24 protein-coding genes and 1 other RNA gene are annotated in these 26,683 nt (G+C 72.5%); 11 read left to right on the top strand and 14 right to left on the bottom strand.

What is annotated here, in order from left to right; translation table 11 throughout:
* Nucleotides 1–50: 50 nt before the first annotated feature.
* Nucleotides 51–704, top strand: a complete 654-nt coding sequence (locus tag AB0316_RS12900; protein WP_366273421.1) for a hypothetical protein — start codon at nucleotides 51–53, stop codon at nucleotides 702–704.
* Here the strand turns inward: AB0316_RS12900 and AB0316_RS12895 are convergent.
* Nucleotides 701–1,855: a glutamate--cysteine ligase gene (locus AB0316_RS12895; RefSeq protein ID WP_366273420.1), complete on the bottom strand. Its 1,155-nt coding sequence runs from the start codon at nucleotides 1,853–1,855 to the stop codon at nucleotides 701–703. The two genes, AB0316_RS12900 and AB0316_RS12895, sit on opposite strands and share 4 nt — an antisense overlap.
* Before the next feature lie 233 nt (nucleotides 1,856–2,088).
* Between AB0316_RS12895 and AB0316_RS12890 the strand changes: the two genes are divergently transcribed.
* Both AB0316_RS12890 and AB0316_RS12885 read left to right on the top strand, forming a co-directional pair.
* Nucleotides 2,089–3,531: an MDR family MFS transporter gene (locus AB0316_RS12890; protein ID WP_366273754.1), complete on the top strand. Its 1,443-nt coding sequence runs from the start codon at nucleotides 2,089–2,091 to the stop codon at nucleotides 3,529–3,531.
* Nucleotides 3,532–3,601: 70 nt separating this feature from the next.
* A complete protein-coding gene (locus AB0316_RS12885) occupies nucleotides 3,602–4,090 on the top strand; it encodes a pyridoxamine 5'-phosphate oxidase family protein (protein ID WP_366273753.1) in 489 nt (162 codons plus the stop codon).
* A gap of 103 nt (nucleotides 4,091–4,193) precedes the next feature.
* On the opposite strand, the gene AB0316_RS12880 is transcribed toward AB0316_RS12885, so the two are convergent.
* The 10 genes from AB0316_RS12880 to AB0316_RS12835 form a co-directional block, all read right to left on the bottom strand.
* Nucleotides 4,194–5,228 (bottom strand): DNA topoisomerase IB, encoded by a 1,035-nt coding sequence (locus AB0316_RS12880; RefSeq protein WP_366273419.1) that lies wholly within the window; start codon nucleotides 5,226–5,228, stop codon nucleotides 4,194–4,196.
* 69 nt (nucleotides 5,229–5,297) lie between these two features.
* The gene (locus AB0316_RS12875) at nucleotides 5,298–5,525 is read right to left on the bottom strand and encodes a hypothetical protein (RefSeq protein ID WP_366273418.1); all 228 of its coding nucleotides are present in this window, start codon (nucleotides 5,523–5,525) and stop codon (nucleotides 5,298–5,300) included.
* A 117-nt stretch (nucleotides 5,526–5,642) separates the two neighbouring features.
* Nucleotides 5,643–6,746 (bottom strand): oxidoreductase, encoded by a 1,104-nt coding sequence (locus tag AB0316_RS12870; protein ID WP_366273417.1) that lies wholly within the window; start codon nucleotides 6,744–6,746, stop codon nucleotides 5,643–5,645.
* 39 nt (nucleotides 6,747–6,785) lie between these two features.
* The gene (locus AB0316_RS12865; protein ID WP_366273416.1) at nucleotides 6,786–8,057 is read right to left on the bottom strand and encodes an aspartate kinase; all 1,272 of its coding nucleotides are present in this window, start codon (nucleotides 8,055–8,057) and stop codon (nucleotides 6,786–6,788) included.
* Nucleotides 8,058–8,219: 162 nt separating this feature from the next.
* A complete protein-coding gene (locus AB0316_RS12860) occupies nucleotides 8,220–8,807 on the bottom strand; it encodes a DUF5063 domain-containing protein (RefSeq protein WP_366273415.1) in 588 nt (195 codons plus the stop codon).
* A 90-nt stretch (nucleotides 8,808–8,897) separates the two neighbouring features.
* Nucleotides 8,898–9,497 carry a recombination mediator RecR gene (gene recR, locus AB0316_RS12855; protein ID WP_366273414.1) on the bottom strand — a complete coding sequence of 200 codons (600 nt, stop codon included), beginning with the start codon at nucleotides 9,495–9,497 and terminating at the stop codon, nucleotides 8,898–8,900.
* A 46-nt stretch (nucleotides 9,498–9,543) separates the two neighbouring features.
* Entirely contained in the window at nucleotides 9,544–10,659 is a 1,116-nt protein-coding gene (locus AB0316_RS12850; protein WP_366273413.1) for a HoxN/HupN/NixA family nickel/cobalt transporter, read from the bottom strand.
* Nucleotides 10,660–10,956: 297 nt separating this feature from the next.
* Complete coding sequence (locus AB0316_RS12845) at nucleotides 10,957–11,631, bottom strand: lysophospholipid acyltransferase family protein (protein WP_366273412.1); 675 nt, start codon at nucleotides 11,629–11,631, stop codon at nucleotides 10,957–10,959.
* A 150-nt stretch (nucleotides 11,632–11,781) separates the two neighbouring features.
* Nucleotides 11,782–12,540: a methyltransferase domain-containing protein gene (locus AB0316_RS12840; RefSeq protein ID WP_366273411.1), complete on the bottom strand. Its 759-nt coding sequence runs from the start codon at nucleotides 12,538–12,540 to the stop codon at nucleotides 11,782–11,784.
* Nucleotides 12,541–12,598: 58 nt separating this feature from the next.
* Nucleotides 12,599–15,265 (bottom strand): DNA polymerase III subunit gamma and tau, encoded by a 2,667-nt coding sequence (locus AB0316_RS12835; RefSeq protein WP_366273410.1) that lies wholly within the window; start codon nucleotides 15,263–15,265, stop codon nucleotides 12,599–12,601.
* 197 nt (nucleotides 15,266–15,462) lie between these two features.
* On the opposite strand from AB0316_RS12835, the gene egtB reads away from it, so the two are divergent.
* The 6 genes from egtB to AB0316_RS12805 all read left to right on the top strand — a co-directional run bounded on the left by egtB (nucleotide 15,463) and on the right by AB0316_RS12805 (nucleotide 21,974).
* Complete coding sequence (gene egtB / locus AB0316_RS12830) at nucleotides 15,463–16,764, top strand: ergothioneine biosynthesis protein EgtB (protein WP_366273409.1); 1,302 nt, start codon at nucleotides 15,463–15,465, stop codon at nucleotides 16,762–16,764.
* Nucleotides 16,761–17,741 carry an L-histidine N(alpha)-methyltransferase gene (egtD, locus tag AB0316_RS12825; RefSeq protein WP_366273408.1) on the top strand — a complete coding sequence of 327 codons (981 nt, stop codon included), beginning with the start codon at nucleotides 16,761–16,763 and terminating at the stop codon, nucleotides 17,739–17,741. The genes egtB and egtD overlap by 4 nt, the downstream gene beginning before the upstream one ends.
* A 73-nt stretch (nucleotides 17,742–17,814) precedes the next feature.
* Nucleotides 17,815–18,276: a DUF3817 domain-containing protein gene (locus tag AB0316_RS12820; protein WP_366273407.1), complete on the top strand. Its 462-nt coding sequence runs from the start codon at nucleotides 17,815–17,817 to the stop codon at nucleotides 18,274–18,276.
* A 262-nt stretch (nucleotides 18,277–18,538) separates the two neighbouring features.
* Nucleotides 18,539–19,195: an ATP-binding cassette domain-containing protein gene (locus AB0316_RS12815; protein ID WP_366273406.1), complete on the top strand. Its 657-nt coding sequence runs from the start codon at nucleotides 18,539–18,541 to the stop codon at nucleotides 19,193–19,195.
* Between the two features lie 31 nt (nucleotides 19,196–19,226).
* The gene (locus AB0316_RS12810) at nucleotides 19,227–20,672 is read left to right on the top strand and encodes a hypothetical protein (protein ID WP_366273405.1); all 1,446 of its coding nucleotides are present in this window, start codon (nucleotides 19,227–19,229) and stop codon (nucleotides 20,670–20,672) included.
* 48 nt (nucleotides 20,673–20,720) lie between these two features.
* Entirely contained in the window at nucleotides 20,721–21,974 is a 1,254-nt protein-coding gene (locus AB0316_RS12805; RefSeq protein WP_366273404.1) for a GNAT family N-acetyltransferase, read from the top strand.
* A gap of 214 nt (nucleotides 21,975–22,188) precedes the next feature.
* On the opposite strand, the gene AB0316_RS12800 is transcribed toward AB0316_RS12805, so the two are convergent.
* Complete coding sequence (locus tag AB0316_RS12800) at nucleotides 22,189–23,406, bottom strand: MFS transporter (protein WP_366273403.1); 1,218 nt, start codon at nucleotides 23,404–23,406, stop codon at nucleotides 22,189–22,191.
* An 82-nt stretch (nucleotides 23,407–23,488) separates the two neighbouring features.
* Here AB0316_RS12800 and AB0316_RS12795 point away from each other — a divergent pair, with 82 nt between their 5' ends.
* Complete coding sequence (locus AB0316_RS12795; protein ID WP_366273402.1) at nucleotides 23,489–24,571, top strand: LacI family DNA-binding transcriptional regulator; 1,083 nt, start codon at nucleotides 23,489–23,491, stop codon at nucleotides 24,569–24,571.
* A 29-nt stretch (nucleotides 24,572–24,600) separates the two neighbouring features.
* Here the strand turns inward: AB0316_RS12795 and ffs are convergent.
* Together ffs and AB0316_RS12785 are read right to left on the bottom strand one after the other, a co-directional pair.
* An RNA gene (gene ffs / locus AB0316_RS12790) (signal recognition particle sRNA small type) lies at nucleotides 24,601–24,699 on the bottom strand.
* Nucleotides 24,700–24,723: 24 nt separating this feature from the next.
* Complete coding sequence (locus AB0316_RS12785) at nucleotides 24,724–26,055, bottom strand: MFS transporter (RefSeq protein ID WP_366273401.1); 1,332 nt, start codon at nucleotides 26,053–26,055, stop codon at nucleotides 24,724–24,726.
* 114 nt (nucleotides 26,056–26,169) lie between these two features.
* On the opposite strand from AB0316_RS12785, the gene AB0316_RS12780 reads away from it, so the two are divergent.
* Nucleotides 26,170–26,682, top strand: coding sequence for a hypothetical protein (locus AB0316_RS12780; protein WP_366273400.1), 513 nt, complete (start codon nucleotides 26,170–26,172; stop codon nucleotides 26,680–26,682).
* Nucleotide 26,683: the final 1 nt, after the last annotated feature.

Genomic DNA, 26,683 nt, shown 5'->3' with positions numbered 1-26,683 from the left:
CCGCCGGCAGACCCTCCGCGCTGCGCGGCTCGACGGCCCCGGGTCTGCCGGTGTTTCTCTCGACCGAGCACTGGAGCCTGCTCGGCACCCGGTCGATGACGTGGTCGGAGGTGATGAGCCGGATCACGATCTACCTGACCGTCGTGTCGGCCTTCCTCGTGGTCCTCGTCCTGACGGTGCAGCGGACGGGCTTCGGCACCGCCTTTCACGTCATGGCCATCGGCTTCGCCGCGGCGGCCCTGGTCATGGGCAGCCTCACGGCCGTACGCGTCGACCTCGCGAGTCGTGAGGACGCCGACCTGATCCGGGCGATGAACCGGCTGCGCGCAGCCTACGTGGAGCTGGCGCCGGAGCTGGCCCCCTACCTGACGACCGGGACGACCGACGACGCCGCCGGCCTCATGCAGACCTACACGCTCGGCACCCGCCGCCACCTGGTGCTGCACATCATCGGCAGCACGACCTTCTTCCTCACCACCGTCAACGCGATCGTCGCCGGAACCTTGGGCGCCCTCATCGCCTCCGCTTCCGGTGGCGGGCCGACGGCCATGACGCTGGCCGGCGTGCTCACCGGCGGGGCGTACGTCGGCGTGCACCTCGAGATCGGCCGCCGCCTCTTCACGCCACCCGACCGGACCTCGAGCCGACGTTCCCCGAGCTCCCCGAGCCGCCGGACGGGGCCGGACCAGGCCCCGACCGGCTAGGCCTCGACGGGCCAGTCCTCGATCCGCCAGTCCTCGAACCGCAGCGCCATCTCGCGGACCGACTCCGCGACGACGTCGGCGAGCCGTCCGGTGCGGGCGTGCACGGCACGCTGTCGCGTGGCCCCGTTGCCCTCCTCGCGGATACGCGCGAGTCCCTCCTGCACGACGTCGAGGTCGCCGGCGGCCTCCAGCGCGGGTCCGACGTGCTCGAGCAGGGAGTCCACGACCCGCCAGCAGGGCGCCGGCAGGCCGGTGCGCCAGTCGATGAGCGAGCCCTCGACGCCGTCGCGCCCGGACTGCCAGTCGGCCAATCGCAGCAGCTGCGTCGGCACAGCCGGAGCCTCCCGACCGGCGGCCCACTCCCGGGCTGCCGTCTCGACGAGGCCACGGGACAAAGCAGCCACGAGGACGGCGTCCTCCACCGTGAAGCAGACGTCCGCAGTCCGGATCTCCACGGTCGGGTAGCGCACCGCGAGCCGGGCGTCGAAGTAGACCATCTTCTCGTCGAGGATGACCGCCGACTGCACCATGTCGCGTACGAGCCGGTGGTAGGCCTCGGCGGAGCCGAACCGGTCGGTCGGTCCCCACGACGGCCACCTCGAGAGCGCCTGGGAGCGGTAGCTGGCGAAACCGGTGTCGGTCCCGTTCCAGAACGGCGAGTTCGCGCTGAGCGCCAGCAGGACCGGCAGCCAGACGCGGATCCGGTCGAGCACCCCCACGGCTTCCTCGTCGCTCTCCACGAAGACGTGCACGTGGCAGCCGCAGACGAGGTGCTCGCGCGCGATCAGCTGGTAGCGATCCTCCATCCACGCATACCTCGGGCTGGGCGCGATGACCGGCCGCACCGGCAGCGGCGAGGTGGCGAGCGCGGCGACCCCCGAACCCGTGGCCCGCGCCGCCGCGGCGACCTCGCGGCGCCAGCGGGCCACCTCGCGGGTCAGGCTCGTCAGGTCGCGCACGGGTGGCGTGTGCGTCTCGATCTGCTGCTGCTTGAACTCGCCCTCGACGGCCCCCTGCACGCCGCCGACGACGGCCGGGTCGCTCGCCCTCCGGCCAGCGTGCATGAGCAGCTCGGAGGAGGCGGACCGGGGGTGTCCGTGGTGGAGGTCGACGAGGAGCATCTCCTCCTCGACGCCGAGGGTTCGCACCATGGCGCTCCTTCCGAGGGGACGCGCGTGGTCGGGTGCCGCATGGCCGTTCCCACCAGTGTCGCCCCTCGCGGGGAGGGTTCGACGCGTTACCGGGCTCGAATGGCGGACGTCACGGGAATGAACCGCGCGAACGCGCGTTGACCACCGTTGTCGCCCCGAACCGCAGGAGGAACGTGTCCACCTCGTCCAGCTTGGGATTCCGCTCCGAGCGGGGGCCGATCCTCATCGCCCTGATGCTCTCGACGTCGCTCATCGCGCTCGACTCGACGATCCTGGCCACCGCGGTGCCCTCGATCGTCGCCGACCTCGGTGGCCTGTCGCAGTTCCCGTGGCTCTTCTCGGTCTACCTGCTCGCGCAGGCGGTGTCGGTCCCGGTCTACGCCAAGCTCGCCGACACCCTGGGCCGCAAGCCGGTCATCCTCGTCGGCATCGCGCTCTTCCTCGTCGGCAGCATCCTGTGCGGGTTCGCTTGGAGCATGGGATCGCTCATCGTCATGCGCGCGCTGCAGGGCCTCGGCGCCGGGGCCGTGCTGCCCATGACGACGACCATCGCGGCCGACATCTACACCGTCGCCGAGCGGGCCAAGACCCAGGGCTACATCGCGAGCGTCTGGGCCGTCTCGTCGGTCGTCGGCCCGACGCTCGGCGGCGTCTTCTCCCAGTTCGCCTCCTGGCGCTGGATCTTCTTCGTCAACATCCCCTTCTGCCTCCTGGCCGCGGCCATGCTGTGGCGCAACTACGACGAGTCGATCGAGCGGCGGAAGCACCGCATCGACTACGCCGGCGCGGCCCTGCTGACGGGCGCGCTGACCCTGCTCATCCTCGCCGTCCTCGAGGGCGGCCAGGCGTGGGCGTGGACCTCGTGGCAGAGCATCGGCTCGTTCGTGGTCGGCGCCGTGCTGCTCGCCGTGTTCGGCGTCGTCGAGCGCCGGGCCGCCGAGCCGGTGCTCCCGCTCGAGGTGCTGACCCGGCGCCTCATCGTCGCGACCTGCCTCATCAGCGTCGGCATCGGGACCGTGCTCGTCGGGCTGACCTCCTACGTGCCGACCTTCCTCGAGCGCTCGACCCGTGCCACCCCGATCGTCGCGGGCCTCGCCGTGGCGGCGTTGACCATCGGCTGGCCGATCTCCGCCTCACAGTCGGGCCGGCTCTACATGCGCATCGGCTTCCGGCCGACGGCCCTCATCGGCCTCGTGGTCGCCTCCGTGGGCGCCGTGCTGCTCTGGCTGAGCTCCTCGCACCCCGGCGTCTGGACCACTGCCGGCTCCTGCCTCGTCGTCGGCCTCGGCCTCGGCCTCGTCGCCACGCCGACGCTCATCGCCGCGCAGGCGTCCGTGCCGTGGAACGAGCGGGCCGTCGTCACCGGCACCAACATGTTCATGCGTTCGGTGGGCAGCGCGGTCGGCGTCGCGATCTTCGGCGCCATCGCCAATGCGGTGATCGCCGCGCGCGGGGGCGACTCCTCGAGCGAGGCGGTCCGCTCCGGCTCCTCGGCCGTGTTCCTCGCCGTCGTCGTCGCTGCCGTGCTCAGCATCGCCGCGGGCCTGCTGATGCCGCACACCCGCGCGGAGGACGTCGAGCACGACGGCCCCGGCGGCGCGGCCGAGCGCGAGCCGCAGCCCGAGCCGCAGCCCGAGCGCGAGCCGCAACCCTCGACACGGCCGAGCACCGCCTGAGCCCATCGGGTACGTCGTGCAGGCCAGCCGCCACCCGGCGGTGAGCCAGCCCGACAACGAGGAGGACGCGATGAGCGAGCACGAGGACGGCACGAAGAAGGTCGCCGACCTGATCAAGGACATCCGCGTCGCGATGCTGACGCACGCCGACTCGAGCGGCCGGCTGGTCAGCCACCCGATGGCCACTCAGGAGGTCGAGTTCGACGGTGACGTCCTCTTCATCGCCGAGCGCGACAGCCACAAGGCCCGCGACATCGCGTCGCAGTCGCCCGCCAAGGTCAACGTCGCCTACAGCTCGCAGAGCTCGTGGGTATCGCTCTCGGGCACCGCGACGGTCGTCGACGACACGGCCAAGCTCGCCGAGCTGTGGAACTCCTTCACCGGTGCCTGGCTCGAGGGCGGCCCCGACAACCCGAACAACATCCTCATCAAGGTCAGCGCCGACTCCGCAGAGTACTGGGACTCGCCCGGCGCGAAGGTCACCCAGATCGCCAACTTCGTCAAGGCCAAGGTCACCGGCCAGCGCATGGAGGGCGAGAACGAGGTCGTCGACCTCTGAGCCGCCCACCTTCAGGCCACTTGACCGCCTGAGACGCCGCCGTATGCCGTGGGCCCCCCTCTCGTGGAGAGGAGCCCACGGCATACGCGATCGTCCACGACGCTCAGGCGGCGCCCTTGACGAGGCGCATCACGGCGCGCTCTAGGGCGTCGCGGTCACGGATCTGCACGATGTCGCCGAGCTCCAGCCGGGCCTTGTCGGCCTTCGTCAGCTTGGAGATGTTGCGGGCGATCGTGCGGCCGACGGCGAACTCGTCGAGCACGCGCGGGTCGACGTAGGAGCTGCGGGCGACGGCCGGCGTGTTGCCGAGGTGCTCGGAGACGACCTTCATGGCATCCTTCTCGGCGCGCTTGATCTCGCGCTCGGTGGCGACCGGTCCGGTGCGGGCCAGGGCGACCGCCGCCGTGACGGTCGCGGCCCAGGTGCGCAGGTCCTTGACGGAGTACTGCTCCCCCACGAGCTCCTTGAAGGCGATGCGAAGGTCGCCCGAGCGCAGCTCGTGCCAGCCGTCCGTGTCGCGGTAGGCGAGCAGCCGCTCCCCCGGGTAGCCACTTCGCTTGAGGGAGAGGATGATCCGGGCGAGGAGCTGGTCGTTCATGACGGCCTCGCGCCAGACCCCCGACTTGGCGGGGAACTCGAACGTCACCTCCTCGCCGCTCACCTTCACGTGCGAACGCAGTAGCGTCGCGACGCCGTGCGAGCCGTTCTCGCTCTCGTACTCCTCGCCGCCGCTGCGGAAGAGCCCGGCGTCGAGCATCCGCAGGCCGGCGGCCGTGACGCGCTTCTTCGTCAGGCCGTTGGTGCGTAGGTCGGCAGCGATCTGCTTGCGGGCGGCCGGCAGCTGCTTGGCCAGGTCGACCACCCGGTCGTGCTTCTCGCGGGCCCGGGCCTCGTGCCACTGGTCGTGGTAGAGGTACTGCCGCCGTCCGGCGTCGTCGGTCCCGACCGCCTGGATGTGCCCGTTGGGGTACGGGCTGATCCAGACGTCCTTCCACGCGGGCGGGATGACGAGCGCGGTGACGCGCTCACGCACCTCGGGGTCGATGGCTCGGCCGTCCTGGTCGAGGTAGGCGAAGCCGCGCCCCCGGCGCACCCGTCGGATACCCGGCTTGTCGATGATGCTCCGGCGCAGTCTCACATGTGAGAGATACCCGGTTCGTGCCGGTGTGCTGCATTGCTGCGCCCGCACGCCGGAACGCCACGAGGGTCAGTCCGGGGCGTCGGTCTCCGAGGTGGCCTCGCCGCCGTCGCCCGTGGGCCCCGGCGAGTCCTCCGACTTGCGGGTGTCGGCCGGGCGCTCAGGACCGTCCGGCGACCTGACCGGGACGATGTCGGGGATCTCGATGTCGGGCAGGCCCGGCGGCGTCGGCGGGTCCGGAGTGACCGGCGGGAAGACCGATCCGTCGCTCTGCAGATGTGATTCGTGAGGGGTCACGTCTCATCGCCTCTCGCCCCGAGTGGGTGGATGTGGCTATAGGCCGACCATACCCGCGCGTCGGCGAGGGCAACCCGCGGAATCAGAGACGCACAGGTGGGCACGACGGAGCAGTCGTCAGCGGGTGAGGACGGCCACCCTGCCCTGCTCACCCGAGGCCCAGCAGGCGCCGTCGGAGGTGCACCCGACCGAGTCGAAGCTGCCGGTGTCGAAGGTCGACCACGAGCGGCCACCGTCGGTCGAGACGTCGGAGCCGGACGGACCCACCGCGAGCACCGTGCGCGCCGTGCGCGGCACCCACGCGGAGCCGGACCGGTAGCCCGACGGGTTGGTCGTCGACTTGGTCCAGGTCCTGCCGCCGTCGTCCGTCCAGGCTGCGTTGTCGTCGGCGCCGGTCGGGGACGCGAAGTCGCCACCGACGACGACGCCACGTCGGGCGTCACGGAAGCTCACCGAGAAGATGCCGGCCGACTCGCCGCCCGCCACCGGGCTGGGCGCCACCGTCCACGTGCGTCCGTGGTCGGTGGAGGTGAAGACGCGAGCGGGGTCGACGCCACCGCTCACGAGGTAGGTCCGCCCACCGACGCCGGCCGAGAGGCAGGTGCCGGACGCGGCGAAGGCGAACTCACCGGCCTGCGCCGCGGGCATGCCGGCCGGGTCGACCAGCGACCACGAGCGGCCGCCGTCGGAGGTGCTCACGAGGCGGAACCTCCCGTCCACCGGGTCGCTCATCGCGAGCCCGTGGCGCGGCGAGCTGAAGGCCATGCAGTCGTAGAACGCGGCCGGGTCGTCGTTGCGGAACGACTCGGTCCAGCTGGAGCCGCCGTCGTCGGTGACGAGGATGCGCGAGTCACCGCCCTCGCCGATCGACAGCACCACGGCGTGCCGCGCGTCGAACGCCTCGATGTCGCGGAACTGCAGCGCGTCCGTGCCGAGTCCTTGCGGGCTCACGTCGGCCCACGAGCGGCCGCCGTCGGTCGTGCGCAGCACCGTGCCGTTCGTGCCGCTCACCCACGCCACGTCGCGCGAGACCGGGGCGAGGCCACGAAAGCGCTCGGTCGTCCCCGTCGGCGTGACCGACCAGCCGTATGCCGTCACGCCGGCCCGAGCGGGGGCGTCACGTCCCACGGTGCCGGGCGACACGGCATACGCACTCGTGGTGCCGACGACGAGCGCGGTGGTGGCGGCAGCAAGCAGGACGGATCGCGTCAGCAGTCTCATACCTGCCGAAACTAGCCCGGCGGCCGCGCTTCGGCGCGTTCAGCGGCCGGTGCCGCCGTAGACGATCGCCTCGTCAGCCGAGTCGAGCCCGAACGCCGTGTGCACCGCACGCACCGCGTCGTCGAGCTGCTCGGCTCGCGTCACCGCCGAGACGCGGATCTCGGAGGTCGAGATCATCTCGATGTTGATGCCGGCCTCGGCGAGCGCGCCGAAGAACTTCGCGGACACGCCCGGGTGGCTCTTCATGCCGGCGCCGACCAGCGCGATCTTGCCGATCTTGTCGTCGAGGCGCAGGTCGGCGTACTCGACCTCGTGCTTGATCGACTGCAGCACCTGGATGCCGCGCGCGCCGTCGGCCTGCGGCAGGGTGAAGGAGATGTCGGTCTTGGCCGTCTCGGCGGCCGACACGTTCTGCACGATCATGTCGATGTTGATGCCGGACTCGGCGATGGCGCCGAAGATCTTCGCCGCGATGCCGACCCGGTCGGGCACCCCGACGATGGTGATCTTGGCCTCGCTGCGGTCGTGGGCGATGCCGGCGATGATCGGTGCTTCCACAGCGCCTTCTCCTTCGTAGGGGTTGTCCTTGATCCACGTGCCCGCCTTCTGGGACCAGGACGAGCGCACGTGGATGGGGATGCCGTAGCGGCGGGCGTACTCGACGCAGCGCAGGTGCAGGATCTTGCTGCCGTTGGCGGCGAGGTCGAGCATCTCCTCCATCGACAGCACGTCGAGCTTGCGGGCGCTGGGCAGGATGCGCGGGTCGGCGGTGAAGACGCCGTCGACGTCGGTGTAGATCTCGCAGACGTCTGCCTCGAGCGCTGCGGCGAGGGCCACCGCGGTCGTGTCGGAGCCGCCGCGGCCGAGGGTCGTGATGTCCTTCGTCGTCTGGCTCACGCCCTGGAAGCCAGCGACGATGGCGATGTGCCCCGCCTCGAGGGCGCTCTGGATGCGGCCGGGTGTCACGTCGATGATGCGGGCCGCGCCGTGGGCGTCGTCGGTGATGACGCCGGCCTGGCTGCCGGTGAACGACCGCGCCTCCGCGCCGAGCTGGGCGATGGCCATCGCGACGAGCGCCATCGAGATCCGCTCGCCCGAGGTGAGCAGCATGTCGAGCTCGCGCGCCGGCGGGGCCGGGGTGACCTGCTCGGCGAGGTCCATCAGCTCGTCGGTCGTGTCGCCCATCGCCGAGACGACGACGCAGACGGAGTGCCCCGCCCGCTGCGTCTCGACGATGCGCCGGGCCACGCGCTTGATGGCCTCGGCGTCGGACACGGACGAACCGCCGTACTTCTGGACGACGATGCTCACTCGCTGCTCCGGATCTGCTCGCTGACAGGGCCCTCCGAGTCTAGGCACGAGGGGGCGTCCGGCCTGCGACCGGTCATCATGGTGAGACGTGCTGCGCCGGGCCCGGGACACCGCAAGATCTGCGGGTGTGTGCGGGTCTGCCGGGGAGGCGCCACCGCCGCGTCAGGGGTGGAGGGCGTCGAACTCGGCCTCGCCGACCGTCTCGGCGTCGGCGTCCAGGCGCAGGTGCGCGAGGATCGAGTGCAGCGCCCGCATCGCCATCATGGCGCGGTCGCCCCACTCGGACAGGTAGCTGAACTGCCACCACCACAGCGCCTCGAGCTTGCGACCGGCCGCGTAGTGCTTGAGCCCGTGGCTCAGCGCGACGGCCACGTCGACGAGGTCGTTGGTGATCGAGCCGTCGGCGCGCTCGGACGAGGTGATCGGGTCGATGACGTAGACGTACTCGTCGATGCCGGTGAAGAGGTTGGCCAGGCCGGTCCGCAGCGGGTCGGCGTCGTCCTCCCCCGCGTCGGGCTCGAAGCGCTCCTCCGGCACGACGTCCTGGACCGCACCGAGCCGGGCGCCGCCGACGAGCACCTGCGACAGTGCGAGGGTCAGCAGGGGCAGTGCTGTCTCGGGCGCGCTGCCCGAGGCCACCTCCGACAGCGAGGTGAGGAAGGCGCTGGCCTCCGCCGCCGTGAGGTCGGCGAGGCCCGACAGGTCGGCGACCTCGCTGGCGTGGCTCTCGGTCAGCGGTTCGTCAGTCATGACTCCCAGCATGCCGTATGCCGTGTGGCCCGGCCCGTCGGGGACGTGCCCTCCTGTGCCCCACTCGCGAGCGCGCCCCGCCCCACTGCGTCAGGCGTCGACGCGGCGGCGGCCCTCGAAGGCGCGCCCCAGGGTGACCTCGTCGGCGTACTCTAGGTCACCGCCGACGGGCAGGCCGGAGGCGAGGCGGGTGACGGTGAGGCCCACGTCGCGCAGCAGCCGGCTCAGGTAGGTGGCGGTCGCCTCCCCCTCGAGGTTCGGGTCGGTCGCGATGATGACCTCCTTGACCTCGCCGGACGCGAGGCGGGTCATCAGCTCGCGCACCCGCAGGTCGTCGGGGCCGATGCCGTCGATCGGGCTGATCGCGCCGCCGAGCACGTGGTAGGTGCCGCGGAACTCGCGGGTGCGCTCGATGGCGACGACGTCCTTGGGCTCCTCGACGACGCAGATCGCGGTGTGGTCACGGCGCGGGTCGGCGCAGATGCGGCACTTGTCGGCCTCCGCGACGTTGCCGCACTCCTCGCAGAAGCGCACCCGGGCCTTGACCTCGGTCAGGGCGGTGACCAGCCGGGTGACGTCCTCGGAGTCGGCCTGCAGCAGGTGGAAGGCGATGCGCTGGGCGCTCTTGGGACCGACCCCGGGGAGTCGTCCGAGCTCGTCGATCAGGTCCTGGACCGCGCCTTCGTACACACCGCAACCCTAAGCCCCAGCGGCGGCGTCCACCGGCACGCTCGGGTCAGTCGGCAAGCTGCGTGCCCCACCGATCCTCGATGCGGCCGAAGCGCCAGATCGCCAGGGCCAACGCCCAGGTGACGACGAAGAGCCCGACCACCCAGAAGCCGACGTCGCCGAGGTCGATGGCACCGACCCACGCGAGCGGCCCGGAGGTGATGTCGAGGCGCTCGGCCAGCACCGAGACGAGCTCGATGCCGCCGATGCCGAGGGCAACCGCGACCGACAGCGCCGTGACGGTGGCGTTGTAGTAGATCTTGCGCACCGGCCGGCTGAACGCCCAGCCGTAGGCGACGCTCATGAAGGCGCCGTCGATGGTGTCGAGCAGCGACATGCCCGCGGCGAAGAGCACGGGAAGGGTCAGGACGGCGTACCAGGGCAGGTTGGCGGCGGCGGCGCCACCGGCGACGACGAGCAGGCCCACCTCGGTGACCGTGTCGAAGCCGAAGCCGAAGAGGACCCCGACGGGATACATGTGCCACGGCTTGGTGACGGCGCGCGTCACCCGGGCGAGGATCCGGGTCAGGAAGCCACGCCGCTCCAGCTGCCGCTCGAGCTCGGCCTCGTCGAGGTCGCCGACGCGCATCCGGCGGGCGACGCGCAGGATGCCGATGAGCGCCGCGAGGTTGAGCAGGCCGATGAGCACCAGGAAGAGTCCGGAGACGGAGGTGCCCCAGACGTGCGCCACCTGCTGCAGCGTCGAGCCGTCGTCCTGCAGGGCACCCGCGAGGGCGCGGACGCCCAGGGCCAGGAGCGTGACCATGGCGAAGACGACCGACGAGTGGCCCAGGCTGAACCAGAAGCCGACGCTGAGCGGGCGCTGCCCCTCGCCCATCAGCTTGCGGGTCGTGTTGTCGATCGCGGCGATGTGGTCGGCGTCGAAGGCGTGCCGCATCCCGAGGGTGTATGCCGTGACGCCGAGTCCCACGCCGAAGAGCTGGCCCGCCACGCGGTACTCCTGCGGCGCGACGACCCCGACGAGCAGCCCCCAGCCCACGACGTGGAGCAGCAGCACGAAGGCGCCCATGCCGGTCAGGCGGCGCCGCTCGTCGCGGCTCAGGCGCCGTCGGGAGCCGGGGTGGTCGGCGCGGTCCCGTGGGCGGGCGGTCGTCAGGGTCACGGACCCACGCTAGATGCGACTGGGTCGCATCTGCAACGAGATCGCAGTTTTGGGTCCCCCGCTGCCGGGGGGCGAATCCGCGCCGGTGGCTCAGTACTGGTGGAAGTACGAGCCCAGTGACGCCTTGCCGGAGAACGCGGGGCCTCCCCGAGTGGCACACGAGCGGCCCCACCGCGCTGGCCACGGCCCTGAAGGCGTGCAACAGCCGTGGCGGGCTGCCCCGCAGCGATTTGCGGCTTTTCGCCCGACTCGACCGACTCCACCCACCCGGCCGACGGGTCGAGCGCGTGGTCGCGCTCAGGCGGGCGGAGCCCCGCCGGGCACCTCGTTGTAGGCGTCGACGCGCTCCTGCCCGCTCAGCTCCGCGATCGCGTCCATGACGCGGTCGGTCAGCTGGCGGCGCGCCTTCCCGGCCGGCATACCGGCGTACTCCTCGACGCGGATGGGCTCGCCGAAGCGCACCGTCACCTTCGCCAGGCGCGGGAAGCGCGCGCCGACCGGCTGGATGTCCTCGGTCCCGATCAGCCCGACCGGGACTATCGGCACCTGGGCCGTCAGCGCGAGCCAGGCCACGCCGGTACGGCCGCGGTAGAGGCGGCCGTCGCGCGAGCGGGTGCCCTCGGGGTAGATCCCGAAGGCGTCACCGTTCTTGAGCACCTCGAGCGCGGCGTCGAGGCTCTCCTGCGCAGCCGTCGGCGAGTGTCGGTTGACGGGCACCATCCCGACCGCGCTGAAGAAGCCCTTGCGCAGGAAGCCGCCGATCCCGGGGCCGTGCCAGTACTCCTCCTTGGCGAGGAAGCGCACCTGGCGAGGGGCCGCGAGCGGGATGGCGAAGGAGTCGATGAACGACCGGTGGTTGCTCGCGACGATGACCCCGCCCTCGCGCGGGATGTTCTCCTTGCCCTCGATCGTCGGGCGGTACAGCGCATGGGACAGCGGGTACAGCAGGTTGCGCCCGAGGCTGTAGAACATGGGCGACAGCCTAGGGCCGGGTCCGTCCCGCACCGCGCGCGACCAACCGTGCGACCCCTGGGTGTCCACTTCTTGGTATGCCGTGCCGAGGCCGTATGCCGTCCCGCCGGCTCTCGTCTTCCCCTCCGCCGGGGTGCCGGTGACCTCGGCTCAGGCGCGGGCGCGCACGGCCCAAGCGGTGACCTTGAGGTCGAAGGGCACCTCGGGCACCAGCTCGCGGCAGCGCTCGCGAAGACGGCTGCGGGCGTCGTCGTCGAGCGTGTTGACGTAGGCGCCCGGCGGGCCGACCCCGAGCGTGTAGGGGGCCCACCACTGCTCGAAGCTCTCGTGGCGCACGGAGACCGTCAGGGCCGACGGCTCGATCCGGCTCAGGCCGGCCCGGTCGAACATCTGCGCCAGCTCTCCCTCACGGGCACCCGGGACGCCGGACTCGTCCTCGACCTGCGGGTCCAGCTCGCGCGCTGCCTGCCAGAAGAGCGACAGGGGGCTGTCGTCGCCGGCGAGGTTCCACGTGCACGCCGACACCGTCCCGCCGGGCCGGGTGACCCGGCCCATCTCGCGCAGGCCGGCCACCGGGTCGGACATGAAGTGGACGACGAGCTGCGCCAGCACGTGGTCGAAGAGGTCGTCGGCGTAGGGCAGCTGCTCGGCGACACCGGCTCGGACATCGAGGCCGGGGCGGTCCTGCCGGAGCGCCGCGACGAAGGACTGCGACGGGTCGACCGCCGCCACGTTCTCGACGCCCAGGCGGTCGACCAGGACCTCGGTGAGGGCGCCCGGGCCGCAGCCGACGTCGAGCGCCCGCCCCGGGGCTGCCACCCCGGACCAGTCGGCGAATCGGCGCGCGAGCGGGCGCGAGTAGCGGCCCATGAAGCGGTCGTAGGCGCTCGCTGCAACCTCGAAGGTCACGGGCCAAAGGCTACTCCCGGCGCGCGGTGCCGCGTGGTCGAACGGCTGGCTCAGGCCCTCACTCGTTGAGCTCCTGCACGACGCGACCACCGAGGACCTTCTCGATGACGGCGCGACCGACGTCGTTTGACTGCTCGATGACCTCGTCGTCGTGGCTCACGGCCGAGTCGTCCGTGAGCGGCTCGCGTGGCTGCTCGTCCTCGCCCGAACGTGACCCAGCCGCACGGGAGCGCGCCTCGGCGAACGACTGCCGCACGGCACTGGCTCCGCGGACCGCGGACGACGTCGGCCGCTCGCCGGTGCCCTGCCCGGTGTCGTCGCCGGCCGGGGCTCCCGCCGTCGGAGCCGGGCCTGCCGAGGATCCCGCCGCCGGGGCGGGGGCGGTGGCCCAGTCGGGCGCAGGTCCGGTGGGCGCACCCCAGCCGGCGTTGCTCTCCATGGACCGGCTCGCCACCGGGCTCAGCCCGGCGTCGGCGAGGGCGGTCGCACCGCGGGACGGGCCGGCCTGCGTGCCGGAGCCCTGCTGACCTTCGTGGCCGGGCGCACCGCCGGGAGCGCCGCCGCCGGAGCCGCCGACCCCTACGGGCACGAAGCCGCCGGGGCCGGCGGACTCATGCCCCGCGCCGGCATCACCCCATGAAGCACGGCCCGGCGAGCCGTCAGCGCTCTGGCCCGACGAGCGGGGGTCACCCTGGGGCGCCTCGCCGGGGCCGCCGGCGGGCTCGCCCTTGCTCGGCGGGTCGGGCGGTCCGGGCGGGACCACGCCCGCGGGTGGCGCCACCGGAGCCTGCTGCGCCACCGTGTCGATGTGCACGCCGTCGACGACGGCGTCGACGCCGAGCTCGTCGATCAGCGCCTGACGCACGATGTCGGCGTGGTTGCCGGCCCGGAAGGTCTGGGTGAGCCCGGCCGTCGCGATGCCGAGCGTCAGCTTCTTGCCGTCGAAGGCGGTGACCTGCGCGTTCTGCGACACGAAGGTCCACGTGATGCGGCGCATCGTGAAGATCCGACCGAGCACGTTGGGCCAGGCCCGCCGGATGGCGTCGGTGTCCATGCCACCAGCGGGACCGCCGGATGCACCGGTCGACGGGACGCCACCGGCCCCACTCTCCTGTGCAGCCGCACCGCCGCCGGCGTCGCCGCGATGACCGCTGCCGGGCTCGCCGGCGTGGCCGCCGCCCGACGCACTCGCTCCGGTCAGGTGCTCGCCGGGCGCGTGCGGGGTGTCCACGGCCGACGGGCCGCCGACCGACTCCGCCGGGGTCATGACCGGAGGGGCACCCACCTCCGCTCGCGCCGCGTCGACGCGGCCGGCGTCGCCCGGCCCCGTACCGGGAGCCGACCATGTCGGGCTCACGACGCCCGTGCTGCGGCCGCCACCACCCATGCCCCCGGCCGCGTGGGACGCGCCGCTCGAGCCGCCGACACCGCTCGCGGGTGGCGTGTAGTCGGAGACCGTGCGGGGAGGGGCCGCCACGGGCTGCGGAGCGGAGGGCGCGTGCGGCGCCGGGGACCCGGGTCCGCCGTGGCCTCCAGCAGCCCCGCCTGCGGCGCTGGGGACTCCACCGACGTCGAGGCGCCGCTCGAGACGGTCGAGGCGGGCGGCATACCCCTGCTCGCCGGAGGCGGTCGGCAGGAGGATGCGGGCGCAGATCAGCTCGAGCTGCAGCCGCGGCGCCGTGGCGCCGGTCATCTCGGTGAGGCCGGTGTTGACGATGTCGGCGGCGCGGGAGAGGGCTCCCGGACCGAAGGCCGCCTGCTGGACCCGCATCCGCTCGAGCTGGTCCTCGGGGACGCCGCGCAGCACCTGCCCGGCGCCCTCCTGCACGGCGGCGACGATGATCAGGTCGCGGAGGCGTTCGAGGAGGTCCTCGACGAAGCGGCGCGGGTCGTGGCCGGACTCGATGACCTTGTCGATCTGGCGGAACGTCGCGGCGCCGTCGCCGGCGGCCAGCGCGTCGACCGTGCTGTCGAGCAGCTCGCCGTCGGTGAAGCCGAGCAGCGACACGGCGCCGTCGTAGGTCAGGCCCTCGGGACCCGAGCCGGCGATGAGCTGGTCGAGCACCGACAGGGAGTCACGCACCGAGCCGCCGCCCGCGCGGGTCACGAAGCTGAGCACGCCCGGCTGCACCGGCACGTGCTCCTGCTCGAGCAGCCGCTCCATGTAGGCGGTCAGCTTGGCCGGCGGGACGAGCCGGAACGGGTAGTGGTGGGTGCGCGAGCGGATCGTGCCGATGACCTTCTCGGGCTCGGTGGTCGCGAAGACGAACTTCACGTGCTCGGGCGGCTCCTCGACGATCTTGAGCAGCGCGTTGAAGCCCTGCGGCGTCACCATGTGCGCCTCGTCGATGATGTAGATCTTGAAGCGGCTCTGCGCGGGGCCGTAGCTCGCCCGCTCGCGCAGGTCACGCGCGTCGTCGACACCACCGTGGCTGGCCGCGTCGATCTCGATGACGTCGACCGAGCCGGACCCGCCGCGCGCGAGCGCCACGCACGAGTCGCACGTGCCGCAGGGCGTGGGGGTCGGGCCCTGCTCGCAGTTGAGGCAGCGCGCCAGGATGCGTGCACTCGTGGTCTTGCCGCAGCCGCGCGGACCGCTGAAGAGGTAGGCGTGGTTGACCCGACCGGTGCGCAGCGCCTGCATCAGCGGCTCCGTCACGTGCTCCTGGCCGATCACGTCGGCGAAGCTCTCGGGCCGGTAGCGGCGGTACAGGGCGGTGGCCATGTCCGAAACCCTAACCGCCCCCACCGACGCCGGGAACGACGACCGAGACCCCTTCCCGCCGGTCCTCGCAGTGGCGTCCGCGTGAACTCCTGTCGAAGGTCGGAAGCTTGGGCGCGCGGCTGTCGGCACCTGCGCCTAGGGTCGAACGACCGGTCAGCGCCGCACCTCGTGCGGCCACCGGACGGAGGAGGTCAACGATGCCCGACCCGAAGCCCGACCCGATGCGCGACGCCGACACGATCGTCGCCCGCTACGACGAGGTGCGCGCCCACACCGAGACGCTCGCCTCTCCCCTGTCACCCGAGGACCAGACCGTCCAGTCGATGCCCGACGTCTCCCCGACGAAGTGGCACCGCGCACACGTGACGTGGTTCTTCGAGACGTTCGTGCTGGCCGAGCACGAACCGGGCTTCAGGCCCTACCAGGACCAGTACTGGTTCCTCTTCAACAGCTACTACGAAGGGGTCGGTCCACGCTATGCACGGGCCGAGCGCGGCTTCATCACCCGCCCGGGCGCCCACGACGTCGGCCTCTACCGCACCGACGTCGACGCCCGCATGCGTGAGCTCGTCACGACGCTCGACGGCGGCTCGCTCGAGAAGCTCGCGCCGGTCATAGAGCTCGGCTTCCACCACGAGCAGCAGCACCAGGAGCTATTGCTCATGGACATCAAGCACGTGCTGTCGGTCAACCCCCTTCAGCCGACGTATGCCGGCACGCCCCTCGCGCCGTCCGTTCCCGACCCGTTGGGTTGGGTCGAGGTCGAGGGCGGGCTCGTCGAGGTCGGTCACCGCGGCGGTGGCTTCGGCTTCGACAACGAGCTGCCGCTGCACCAGCAGTGGCTCGAGCCCTACCGCCTGGCCGACCGGCTCGTCACCAACGGCGAGTGGCTCGAGTTCATGGCCGACCGCGGCTACGAGCGCCACGAGCTCTGGCTCTCCGACGGGTGGGGCAGGGTCCGGTCGGAGGGGTGGCGCGCCCCCTTCTACTGGACCGAGGTCGACGGCGTCTGGTTCGAGCACACGCTCAGCGGCACCCGCCCGGTCGACCCCGGCCTTCCGGTGAGCCATGTCAGCCACTACGAGGCCGACGCCTACGCCACGTGGGCCGGCAAACGGCTGCCCACCGAGGGCGAGTGGGAGCACGCGGTCGTCGCAGACGGCCAGGCCGACGCCTCCGCGGCGCGTAGCAACCTCGCCGACACGGAGACCTTCCACCCGCGCCCGGCCGGACCGCCGACCGGGCACCTGCGCCAGGTCTACGGCGACTGCTGGGAGTGGACGAGCTCGGCCTACCTCGCCTACCCGGGCTACCACCCACCGGCCGGGGCCATCGGCGAGTACAACGGCAAGTTCATGTCGGGCCAGATGGTGCTGCGCGGCGGCTGCGCGCTCACCCCGCCGGGCCATGCGCGGCTCAGCTACCGCAACTTCTTCCCGCCGGGCTCGCGATGGGCCCTGTCCGGCGTGCGCCTCGCGGACGGAGGTGCCCGCTCGTGACCGCCCGCGAGCCCGTCGTCACCGTCGCCCTCGACCCCGACTGGGCTTCCGGGGCGCTCGTCGACGACGTACGCCGGGGGCTCGGTTCGCAGCCGCGGACCCTGCCGCCGAAGTGGCTCTACGACCACGCCGGCTCCGACCTCTTCGACGAGATCACCCGGCTGCCCGAGTACTACCCGACCGAGTGCGAGCGGGCCATCCTGCGCGACCACGCCGCCGACATCGTCGCCGCCTGCGACGCGACGACCGTCGTCGAGCTCGGCAGCGGCACGAGCGACAAGACGCGCACGCTGCTCGACGCCTTCGCCACTGCCGGCAACCTCGAGTGCTTCGTGCCCGTCGACGTGTCGGAGCAGACCCTGCGCGACGCCGCCACGATGCTCTCCGAGCGCTACCCCTCCATGCGGGTCGAGGCGCTCGTCGGCGACTTCACCCTGCACCTCGGCCACCTGCCGCGCGGGGGCCGACGCCTGGTGGCCTTCCTGGGCGGGACCATCGGCAACTTCTACGTCGAGGAACGCGCCGCCTTCCTCGGAGCCCTGCGCGACAGCCTCGAGCCCGGTGACTGGTTCCTGCTCGGCACCGACCTCGTCAAGAGCACCGACCGGCTCATCGCGGCCTACGACGACAGCCAGGGCGTCACGGCGAAGTTCGTGGCCAACTGCCTCCACGTGCTCAACCGCGAGCTCGGCGCCGACTTCGACGTCGAGGCGTTCTCCTACGTCCCGTTCTGGGACCCTCGGCAGGAGCGGATGGACCTGCGCCTGCGAGCGGACATGCCGCACCGGGTGACCATCCCGGGCGCCGACCTGGTCATCGACCTCACGCACGGCGAGGAGATCCGGGTCGAGATCTCGACGAAGTTCCGACCCGAACGGCTTCGCGACGAGCTGGCTGCTGCGGGCTTCGGTGTCGAACGCACCTGGACCGACGCCGAGGGCGACTTCGCGCTGACCCTCGCCCGCCGGGAGGGATGACCCGATTGGGCGCTGCGTCGAGGTCTGGGTGAGACTGTGGCAGCCAAGTACGACACGACGTAGGAGACGCCGCATGAGCCCTCGCACCCTGTACCGCCGCATCGCCGCCGCGGAGGTGGTGACGTGGGCGCTGCTCCTGCTGGGGATGGTCCTCAAGTACGTCACCAAGACGACCGATCTCGGCGTCAAGGTCTTCGGCATGGCGCACGGCGTCGTCTTCATCGCCTTCTGCCTGGTCACGGTGCTGCTCTGGGTCAACCAGCGCTGGACCGCGCGTGAGGGGCTGCTCGGCCTGCTGAGCGCCGTGCCTCCCTTCCTCACCGTGTGGTGGGAGCGGCGCCTCGAGCGGCGCGGTCGCCTCGACGGCCGCTGGCGCCTCGGCCGCGACGGCGAGACCCCGACCAACCCCGCCGAGCGCCTCGTCGCAGCCCTCCTCGCCAAGCCCGCGGTGGCAGTCGGCGTCGGGGTCGTCGCCGTGCTCGCCCTCACCGGTGTCGCTCTCCTCGTCGGCCCACCCGTCGGCAAGCAGGGCTGAGCGCCGGCCGCGGCCGTCGCAAAGTGCCCACTCGACGTTGCGGTTCGACGCGCTGTGGACACCTGCAGCAAAGTGCCCACTCGACGTACGTCGAGTGGGCACTTTGCGTCACCACGTCGAGTGGGCACTTTGCGTCACCACGTCGAGGGGGCGGGACGGCTCGCTCAGCGCGCTCGGAGCCGGACGGCATACGGTGTCCTCGACGGGTGGTCGCCCGGTGGACTCCTGCTGGCGCCGTGCAGACCGATGAAGGGAAGAGCAGATGGGTGCGGTCGCGGTGCTGGCCGGCGAGGTGCGGGCTCAGGGCGTCGGCAAGACGATCGACGAGACCACCCTGCTGCTGCCGACCGACGTCAGCGCCGATCCGGGCGAGTGCGTCGTCCTCCGAGGACCCAACGGCTCGGGCAAGACGACCCTCCTGCGGATCATCGGGGGCCTGCTCGCTCCCTCGACCGGCACCGCGACCATCGGCGGGCGCGAGGCCGACGAGCGCGACCGCGCCGTCCGAGCCGCCGTCGCCGCCCTGCTCGGCGCCCCGACGACCTACCGCGACCTCACGCTCATCGACCACCTCGTCCTCATCGACTCGACGTGGGGCGGCGCGCCCGCCACGTCCGACGAGCGGGGCCTGGCCCTGCTGGACCGCCTGGGCATCGCGCACCTCGACGACCGGTTCCCGCACGAGCTGAGCTCCGGCCAGGAGCAGCTCTTCCGCCTGGCGCTGACCTTCTCGCGGCCCGCCAGCGTCGTGCTCCTCGACGAGCCGGAGCAGCGGCTCGACACTGCCAAGCGGCAGGTCGTCGGCCAGCTGATCCGCGAGCGCACCGAGGCCGGTGCCACCGTCGTGATGGCCTGTCACGACCCCGAGCTGACGGCGACGCTCGCCACTCACGTCGTCGACGTGGCCCCGGCCCGCTGACGTGCGAGCTCACCGAGACCCGGACACCCCGATGAGCAGCCGCGAGCACCCGGCCGACGAGCCGGCATACGACACGGGCGACGACACCGGCCACGACGACGCGCCGCTGGGTGAGATCGACTACGACGACCACGACCTGCTCGGCCAGGCCGACTGGGTCATCGGCGGCGAGGCCGCGCGCAAGGCCAGGCGGCAGGGGCTGTATGCCGGCTACGTCCTCTTCCTCGGCGCCCTCGTCTACGGCCTGCCGATCGTCCAGGCGGTCTTCCGCACGTCGGACCCCGGCTCGCTCGGGCGGCAGCTGAGCTCGCCGGTCGCGGTCGCCCTGCTCGTCGTGTCCGTGGCCGCCCTCCTCGGCGCCGTCGTGTTCGCGGGGCGCTTCCGCGGGCCCGTGGTGCCGCCCATGCCGTGGATCGACCTCGTGCTACCGGCCCCGATCGACCGGGCCGTCGCCCTGCGGCGCTGGTGGCGCTATGCGGCGATCGGCGGGCTGTTCGTCGGCGCCCTGAGCGGTCTCACCATCGGTGGCGGCCTGGCGTTCGCGCACCTCAGCGGCATCGGGACCGTCGTCGTGACGACCCTCGCCGGGGCGGCGCTCGGGGTGCTCGCGACCCGGCTGTGGCTGTGGTCGCAGGTGCGGTCGTGGCCCGGCCCCGACCGCGGGCTCAGCCTGCTGTGGCGGGTGCGCGACGCGCTGCGCGAGCTGCACTCCGAGTCCCTGCGGACCCACTCGGCCAACACGTCGACGATGGCGGGGTCGGCGCTGACCGGCAACCTGCGCACCGCCCGCCTTGCCCTGACGCGGCCGGTCCGGCACGGCCGCTCCGCCCGACTGCGCGCGGGGCACCCCTTCCTCGTCCTCGTGCGCCGTGACCTCCTCGGGCTGCGCCGCACTCCCGGCGCCTTCCTCTCGGGCCTGGGGCTAAGCCTCCTCGGTGGGGCGATCGTCACGTGGGCCTTCACGCAGCCCGCGGCGCCGAGCATCGCCGCGACGATCGGGCTGCTGCCGCTCTACCTCGGCTTCGGCGCGTGGGCCGAGGGCCTGCGGCTGCAGGCCGACAACGTCGGCACGCCCTCGCTGCTCGGCACCGGGGAGGTCACCGAGGCGGTCGCGCACATCACCGTGCCGACCGTGCTGACGGCGATCGTGCTCGGCTTCTGGGTCGGCGTCTCAGCCGCGCTCGGCTCGCTGCCGGTGAGCGCCCCGCTGTCGCTGTGGCTCGTGCTCGTGCTGCTCGTGTCGACCAATGTGCTCGCGGCCTTCCGCGGCTCCCCGACCTTCGTGCTGCGGCCCCAGACGGTGGCGCTCTGGTATGCCGTCCCCGCCCTCACCGTGGTCGTGCTCGGCTCGCTCGTGGTGGTCCTGACCAAGAGCGGCAGCTACACCGGGCTGTCGGTGGTGAGCTGGCTCGTCTACGCGGTGCTCGCCTGGGCGGTGTCGCGGGTGCGGCGCCAGACCTACCTGCACCGCACCTGAGAAAGGCCCGGCCGCCCCCGCGCCGGCGCACTCGTTAGGTTTCAGGGCATGAGCGAGCTGCGCACGCGAGACGTCGTCGAGGCCGACCTGCCCGCGATCCTGGCCATCCGCGCCCGGTCCTTCGGGCCGCTGGCGAGCGGCGGCGACGCCTGGTGGCAGCGGGTCTCGGCCGAGACGCTCGACGGCCGGATGATCGCGGTCGTCGACGAGTCGGACACCGTGCTCGGAGCCGGCCGAATCCGCCCGTACGAGCAGGCCTGGGGCGGGCGCCACCTGCGCATGGGCGGTGTCGCCGGGGTCTACGTCGAGCCGAGCGCCCGCGGACGCGGCGTCGCGACGACGCTGACCCGGGCGCTCATCACGCGGATGGGCGAGCTCGGCGACGTCGTCTCGTGCCTGTTCCCGACCACGCCGAGCCTCTACCGCCGCTCGGGCTACGAGATCGGCGGTGTCCAGACGCGGACCACGTATGCCGGCCACCTCCTGCGCGAGCTCGGCACCTCCCGCCGTGGCACCGACCGCGAGGCAGCCACCACAGGCCTGCGCCCTGCCCGGCCCGACGACGCCCAGCGCCTGCAGGACGTGGCCCGCGAGGCCGGCACGCGTCATGGCGTCAGCGGGCCGATGCTCCAGTCGGTCGCGACGCTGCGCGGCACGCTCGAGCGGGACGAGCTCAACGCATACGTCGTCGACGGCGGTCACGTGCTCTACGACCTGTCCGGGGACGCGCTGACCGTGGAGGAGCTCGTCGCCACCACCCCGGAGGCCGCGGCGACCCTGTGGGGTGTGGTCGGCTCGGGGACGGCAGCGGTCCCCACGGTGCACACCTACCTCGACCCGCGCGACCCCGTCGCTCTCGTGGTCGGTGGCCTCCCGTCGACCGAGGTGCAGCAAGTGCCGTGGATGGGCCGGGTCATCGACTTCGCGGCGGCCTTCGGTGCTCGCGGCTTTGCCCCGCAGGTGTCGGTCGAGGTGGACCTCGTGGTCTCTGACCCCGAGGCGGCGAGCAACACCGGGCGGTGGGCGCTGACCGTCGGCGGTGGCCGCGGCACCGCGCGCCGCATCGACGAGGCGGTGGTGCGAGCTGATGGGGTCGGCGTGCCCGGGGACGGGATCGCCTCGACCCGTCACGATGACGGGAGCGTCTTGCGGGTGGAGGCGCGAGGACTCTCGGCGCTCTGGTGCGGCTGGTCGGTGTCCCGGCTGCGCCAGGCCGGCCTGGCCTCCGGTGGCACCCTCGACGGGGACGCCGCCCTCGACGCAGCCTTCGCCTGCCAGCCCTACATCACCGAGTACTTCTGATCCCTCTCCTCGAGAGCGCGCTCAATAACACTCGACTGCGCACTCTTCAACACTCGAGAGCGCGCCCCGTCACAGCGTCATCGCCGAAACGACCCCTCCGCTGTGGTTGAGCGCGCTCTCGAGTGGGACGGGGCGCGCTCTCGAGTGGGACGGGGCGCGCTCTCGAGTGGGACGGGGCGCGCTCTCGACTGGACCGGGGGCGACGAGGCGGGGGTCAGTGGTGCGCGGGCGCCTGCGCTGGCTGGCGCGCCGGCTCGCGGACTGCGGGGAGCGCCAGCAGGGCGATGACCGCCATCGCCCCGACGACGAGCAGCGAGTGCAGCACGCCGACGTGGTCACCGAGGAAGCCGAGCAGTGGCGGGCCGGCCAGGAAGGCGGTGTAGCCGATGGTCGAGACGACGCTCATGCGCGCCGCGGCCCGCCTCGGCTCGTCCGCGGCAGCGCTCATGCCGACGGGGAAGCCGAGGCTGGCACCGATGCCCCAGACCGCGGCACCGACGAACGCCAGCACCGGGCCGCCGAAGACGACGAGCACACAGCCGACGACGGCCGACACGAAGAGCACCCGCAGGACGGGCACCCGCCCACGCCGGTCGAGGACGCGGGTGCCGACGAGGCGCCCGGCGGTCATCGCCGAGAGGAAGACGGCGAAGCCGACGACACCGACCCACCGCTCGAGGCCGTAGCCGTCCGACAGCGCCACGGCGACCCAGTCGTTCGCGGTGCCCTCGGTGAAGGCCGCCGCGAGGACGACGACGCCGATGAGCAGCGTGCGCGGCTCGAGCCACGCGGCTCCGATGCCGGCCTTCTGCTTGACCTCCTCGCCCTGCTCGTCGGTCTCGACCGAGCGCGGCAGGAAGGCTCGCAGGAACCACGGGGTGATGACGAGCAGCAGGACGACGACGCCGAGCAGGTGCGCCGCGACCGGCACGTGCAGGTAGGACAGGCCGGCGCCGACGAGCGCGCTGGCGACGGTGCCGCCACTGAACGCGGCGTGGAAGTGGGGCATGATCGAGCGGCCGAGGAGACGCTCGACCGAGGCGCCCTCGAGGTTCATGCCGACGTCGAAGATGCCCGTGCCCATCCCGACGAGGAACAGGCCGGCCATGACGACCGCCCGGTTGTCCACGCCGTTGACTCCGATGCCGACCCCCACGATGCCGACGGACTGGACGACAGCCGCCCCGAGGAGGGTGCGCGCGGCGCCGAGGTGGTGCACGATCCAGCCCGACAGCGGCAGTCCGAGGACCGAGCCGAGGGAGGCCGCCAGCAGCGTGAGCCCCAGCTGACCGGCCGACAGGCCCAGCTCGTGCTTGACGTCCGGTACGCGTGAGGCGAAGGCCGCGAACGCCGCACCGTTGAGCGCGAACGCCGTGAAGACGGCCGTACGAGCCGTTCGCACGGTGGCGGGCGACAACGGGCTGGCGGACATGCAGAAAGCCTCTCAAAGGTCGGGCAGCGCTTCGACTGGTTCGAATCGTTTCGACTCGAAACGTTTCGATAGCATGCCCGGCATGGTTCCCCGAGGTCAAGCGGACAGCCCCCGCCCGACGCTGCGTGACGTCGCCGAGCGGGCCGGGGTCTCGGTGTCCACGGCCTCGCTCGTCTACAGCGGCAAGGGACCGGTCGCCACCTCCACCGCCGAGCGGGTCCGGGCGGCCGCCGCGGAGCTGGGCTTCGCCGGCCCCAACCCGCTCGCGTCGTCGCTGCGGCAGGGTCGCTCGGGGGCTATCGGGGTGCTCGTCGAGGGTCGGCTGCGCATGGCGTTCCGCGACCCCTTCGCCATCGCGGTCCTCGACGGGCTGGCGGAGGTGCTGGAGGAGGTCCCTACCGGCATGCTTCTCATCGGCCAGTCCACCAAGGACCCGGAGTCGGTGGTGCCCCAGCTGGCGCCCCTCGCCCTCGACGCCGTCGTCTTCTCGCTCTGCGGTCCCGGCGAGCACCCGGCCGTCGAGCACCTGGCGGCCCGCGGCATACCGATGTTCAGCACTGGCGTGCCCAACGACCGGCGCATCACCCAGGTGCGCATCGACGAGCGCGCCGCCGGTGCGGCGGTCGCCGCCCACGTGCACGAGCTCGGACACCGCCGCGTGGCACACGTCGCCATGCCGATGCTCGCCACCAGCGCGGCCGGCCGCGTGCCCGACGCCGAGGTGCACCCGAAGGACGCCTACGTGCCGAGCGTCGGGCGGCTGCTCGGCTTCCGGGACGTGTTCGGCACGGACGCGCCCGCCGTCCAGACCGGCGACGGCTCCTCGGTCGAGGGCGGCCTCATCGCGGGCCGGGCCCTGCTCGACGTGCCCGAGCACGAGCGCCCGACGGCAGTCGTGGCCCAGTCCGACGTCATCGCCGCCGGGGTGATCCTGGCCGCCGAGGAGCTCGGGCTGCGCGTCCCGGAGGACCTCAGCGTCACCGGCTTCGACGGCGTGGACCTGCCGTGGCTGCCGCACCGCCTGACGACGATGGACCAGCACGGCCGCGAGAAGGGTCGCACCCTCGGCACCCTGGTGCGCCGGCGCCTCGACGGCAGGCGCCCGCGGAGCGTCACGCAGCCGGTCGACCTGCGGGTCGGCACCACGACGGCGCCGCTGCCCTGACACAGCCGCCGTGACGGGTAGCTGCCCTGACAAAAGGGACACCCCGCGTACCTGGAAGAGCTCTCCTACCCTTGCTGCATTCCTGCCCTGGGGGAGTTCGGAGAGGTACCACCACGCGGGGTGCCGACGGTCAGTGTATGCCGCAGCCGTCCTCAGCCCGAAATCGCCTCTCCGACGGTGGCCGGGACCACCGCGGGCGCGGGCTCGACAGGCCGCAGGCCGTTGACCTGGTCGGGGACCACCCGCTCCACGAGCAGGGCGATGACGGCGAGCGCGACGCAGCCGCCGACGAGGAAGCCGATGTAGACCCAGCCGAGGCCCCGACCGACGAGGAACGATGCAACCACGGGGCCGCCGGCGAAGGCGAGCGAGAACATCAGCGAGCTCAGGGCGTTGTAGCGCCCGCGCAGGTGGTCGGGGGCGAGGTCGTTGACCATGGCGGCGCTCGTGGGCTGCAGCATCGTCTCGCCCAGACCGAAGACACCGGCGACGCCGCAGAGCAGGATCGTGGCGGTGACGGTGCCCGGGACGAGGGACGTCGCCCCGAGCAGCGACCAGGCCACCGCCCACGTCGCGGCCATGACGACCGTCACGCGCGTGCGGCGCCGGCCCTCGATGCGCTGGAGCACGAAGAGCTGCAGCAGGACGATGACCACGGTGTTGGCGGCGAACGCATAGCCGAGCCCCTCGGTGGACACCTGCCCCTCGGCACGGGCGTACGCGGGCATGCCGACGTTGAGCTGGGGGTAGCTGACGACCGCGGCTACGGCGCCGAGGGCGAGGAGTGCGCGCAGCCGACGGTCGCGCAGCAGGGTGAGGTAGGAGACGCGAGCGCCGGCGTCGTCAGTGGCGCCGTGCGTGGCGTGGAGCACCCGGCCCCCGGCGCGACGCAGCGGACCGAGCAGGATCGCCAGTGGCAGCAGGTAGCTCGCCGCGTCGAGCAGGTAGATCGCCTCGAACGTGCCGGGCCGGGTGACGTCGACGAATCGGCCGCCGACGATGCCGCCGATGCCGATACCGAGGTTGAGCAGGGTGAAGTTGATGCCGAAGTAGCGCTGGCGCTGGTCGCTCGGGATCAGCGATCCGACGAGCGAGCTCGACGCCGGCCACACCACCCCGAACCCGTAGCCGAAGAAGAGCAGGGCGAGGACGGCCTGCGGCAGGCTGGTGGCGAAGGCGAGCAGCACGTCGCCGACGAGCAGGGCGATCAGGGCGCTGGCGTAGACGAACCGGGCCCCGATGCGGTCGATGAGCGCACCGGCCGGCGTCACGAGCACGATGCCGACGCCCGCCTGGAAGGCCAGCAGCAGGCCGACGGTCTCGAGCGAGATGCCGCGCACCTCGTGGAGGTAAACGACGAGGAACGGCAGGACGAGACCTGTGCCGATGGACTGCACGAGGACGGTGGAGATGAGCCAGCGGCCCTCGCGTGGCAGGTCGTGCCAGAAGGAGGACAGCGGCGGGCGGGTCGTGGTCGAGCTCACCGGGAGAGTCTGCCGGTCACCACCGACAGCCGTCGTCCGGATTTCCGGGACCTTCGCCCCTGCCGGCCCGACACCCCCGGGCCCGAGTCTGGAGGCAGGAGAAGGAGGCCTGCCATGTCGACGCTCGACCAGCGCCGCAAGCCCTCGCGCCAGCCCTCGCGCCAGCCCTCGCGCCAGCCCTCGCGCCAGCCGTCGCGGCAGCAGGCGCCGGGCCGCCGGGCCGCCCTCGCGCTCGGCATCCTGGGGGTGCTCGTCGCGGCCGCGACCTTCGTCGTGCCGAACCCGACCCTCGCCGACCTGTGCTGGGCGCTCGGCTTTGCCATCCTCTTCGTTGCCCTCGTCGTGACCGTCGTCGGCGCGGTCCGGGCCCGCGGCGACCGGCTGGGCGCCGTGCCGACCAGCGCCGGCGGTTGGGTCAGCCTCGCCTGCTTCTTCGCCGCCGTGGCCCTCGCCTTCACGGCGTTCGGCGAGATCAGCCTCGCGCTCGGACTCGTCTCGGCCGCTTCGGCGGTGGGCGCCATCAGCGTGTCCCGGGAGCGGTCGGTCCCGGTCATCATGCTGCCCCTGCTCGGCGGTGTCTTCGTGCTGGCGTTCGTTCTCGGCGAGCTGCTCATCGGTCACGGCTGAG

Origin of the sequence: Terrabacter sp. NPDC080008, from assembly GCF_040702505.1 — a bacterium.
Lineage (GTDB): Bacteria > Actinomycetota > Actinomycetes > Actinomycetales > Dermatophilaceae > Terrabacter.
Note: the sequence above shows the minus strand (reverse complement) of the source record. Positions and strands in the feature narration are given on the sequence as shown.

What these genes read in the sequence shown, in the direction of transcription:
- AB0316_RS12895 (WP_366273420.1), bottom strand. Translation starts at nt 1,855, where the DNA reads ATGGTGCGAACCCTCGGCGTCGAGGAGGAGATGCTCCTCGTCGACCTC.
- AB0316_RS12890 (WP_366273754.1), top strand. Translation starts at nt 2,089, where the DNA reads ATGCTCTCGACGTCGCTCATCGCGCTCGACTCGACGATCCTGGCCACC.
- AB0316_RS12885 (WP_366273753.1), top strand. Translation starts at nt 3,602, where the DNA reads ATGAGCGAGCACGAGGACGGCACGAAGAAGGTCGCCGACCTGATCAAG.
- AB0316_RS12870 (WP_366273417.1), bottom strand. Translation starts at nt 6,746, where the DNA reads ATGAGACTGCTGACGCGATCCGTCCTGCTTGCTGCCGCCACCACCGCG.
- AB0316_RS12860 (WP_366273415.1), bottom strand. Translation starts at nt 8,807, where the DNA reads ATGACTGACGAACCGCTGACCGAGAGCCACGCCAGCGAGGTCGCCGAC.
- AB0316_RS12845 (WP_366273412.1), bottom strand. Translation starts at nt 11,631, where the DNA reads ATGTTCTACAGCCTCGGGCGCAACCTGCTGTACCCGCTGTCCCATGCG.
- AB0316_RS12835 (WP_366273410.1), bottom strand. Translation starts at nt 15,265, where the DNA reads ATGGCCACCGCCCTGTACCGCCGCTACCGGCCCGAGAGCTTCGCCGAC.
- egtB (WP_366273409.1), top strand. Translation starts at nt 15,463, where the DNA reads ATGCCCGACCCGAAGCCCGACCCGATGCGCGACGCCGACACGATCGTC.
- AB0316_RS12820 (WP_366273407.1), top strand. Translation starts at nt 17,815, where the DNA reads ATGAGCCCTCGCACCCTGTACCGCCGCATCGCCGCCGCGGAGGTGGTG.
- AB0316_RS12815 (WP_366273406.1), top strand. Translation starts at nt 18,539, where the DNA reads ATGGGTGCGGTCGCGGTGCTGGCCGGCGAGGTGCGGGCTCAGGGCGTC.
- AB0316_RS12810 (WP_366273405.1), top strand. Translation starts at nt 19,227, where the DNA reads ATGAGCAGCCGCGAGCACCCGGCCGACGAGCCGGCATACGACACGGGC.
- AB0316_RS12805 (WP_366273404.1), top strand. Translation starts at nt 20,721, where the DNA reads ATGAGCGAGCTGCGCACGCGAGACGTCGTCGAGGCCGACCTGCCCGCG.
- AB0316_RS12800 (WP_366273403.1), bottom strand. Translation starts at nt 23,406, where the DNA reads ATGTCCGCCAGCCCGTTGTCGCCCGCCACCGTGCGAACGGCTCGTACG.
- AB0316_RS12795 (WP_366273402.1), top strand. Translation starts at nt 23,489, where the DNA reads ATGGTTCCCCGAGGTCAAGCGGACAGCCCCCGCCCGACGCTGCGTGAC.
- AB0316_RS12780 (WP_366273400.1), top strand. Translation starts at nt 26,170, where the DNA reads ATGTCGACGCTCGACCAGCGCCGCAAGCCCTCGCGCCAGCCCTCGCGC.